The organism is Aquimarina ulvae, from assembly GCF_053613295.3.
The window spans coordinates 1-1,308 of sequence record NZ_JBSIBP030000047.1 but is presented as its reverse complement, the minus strand read 5'-3'; the positions used below and the strand labels follow the sequence as shown (position 1 = coordinate 1,308).

Annotated in this window: 1 protein-coding gene; it reads left to right on the top strand. The window is 33.6% G+C overall.

Going from position 1 to position 1,308, the window contains the following annotated elements; genetic code table 11:
* Positions 1–112 precede the first annotated feature (112 nt).
* Positions 113–1,270, top strand: a complete 1,158-nt coding sequence (locus ACWGOQ_RS24090) for an integrase core domain-containing protein (protein WP_458202906.1) — start codon at positions 113–115, stop codon at positions 1,268–1,270.
* Positions 1,271–1,308 lie beyond the last annotated feature (38 nt).

Sequence of the window (1,308 nt, the reverse complement as noted above, 5' to 3'; positions counted from 1 at the left end):
GGTACGTTAAACAAACATCCTTTACAAAGTTAAAGAAACATAGTTTACACTTTTTAAGGTATAATTTGAGGGAAAAAATCAAATTATCATGCCTTGGAAAAACACGACAACTATGGAACAAAAAATTGAATTTATCTGTGAATGGAGAACTGGAAAATATACCATCACAGAATTATGCAAAAGTTTTGAAATCTCTAGACCAACAGCTTATAAGTTAATTCATCGATTCGAAAATCAAGGTTTTGAAGGTTTAAAAGAACAATCTAGAAAGCCTGGAAAACATCCCAGTACAACCGATCAAAAAATCATTGATAGTATTCTTAAATTAAAAGAAAAACATAAGCTCTGGGGAGCTAAAAAAATTAGAATTTTATTGTTTAAAGAATTTACAAAAGAACAAATCCCATCCGTGGTGACTGTCCATAATATCCTTCGAAAAAACGGGTTGGTATCTCCTCAAAAACGTATGCGAAGAGTAAAACCTGTACACCCTATTTTTGATCCAAAATCGTGTAATGAAGTATGGAGCGCAGACTATAAAGGAAAGTTTTTAATGGGTAATAAAATCTACTGCCATCCACTGACTATTGCAGATTCTAAAAGTAGATTTTTATTCACTGCCAAAGGACATTATAAAGAAACACTAAAAGCTGCTAAGGCAGAGTTTATAAAGGTTTTTAGAGTATATGGTATCCCCAAACAAATGCATACCGATAATGGAAGTCCCTTTGGATCGGTAAGAGCCATACAAAGATATACCAGGCTCTCTTATTGGTTTATAGAACTCGGAATTACTCCTGTATTTTCTGATCCAGCTCACCCAGAACAAAACGGAAGACACGAACGTATGCACAGAGATTTAAAGGCTGCTTGTGCGAATCCCGCTGCCTATGATTTAAAAGCCCAACAAAGAAGTTTAAATTACTTTGTGAAGGAATATAATCACATAAGACCGCACGAAGCTTTAGAGATGAAAACACCAGCGGATATACACGATTTCTCCTGTAGACCTTTCCCTGAAAAAATAAAAAATTTTGACTATGATTCTAAGTATAAAATTCTAAAAGTAACTAAGAGCGGAGCTGTAAGGTGGAAGTCTTATTATTGGGTATATGTATCGGCAGCTTTAAAGGGTAAACATGTTGCTATTGTAGAGATTGGTAACGGAATTTGGAAAGTCTATTATAGAAATGTATTTTTAGGTTTCTTTGATCAAAGAAACCTAAGAAACAAACAACAATCGACAAGGTTAGAAACTAATTTAGTGTAAACACCTAATCTTTAACTTGTGTAAACTATGTATCTTAA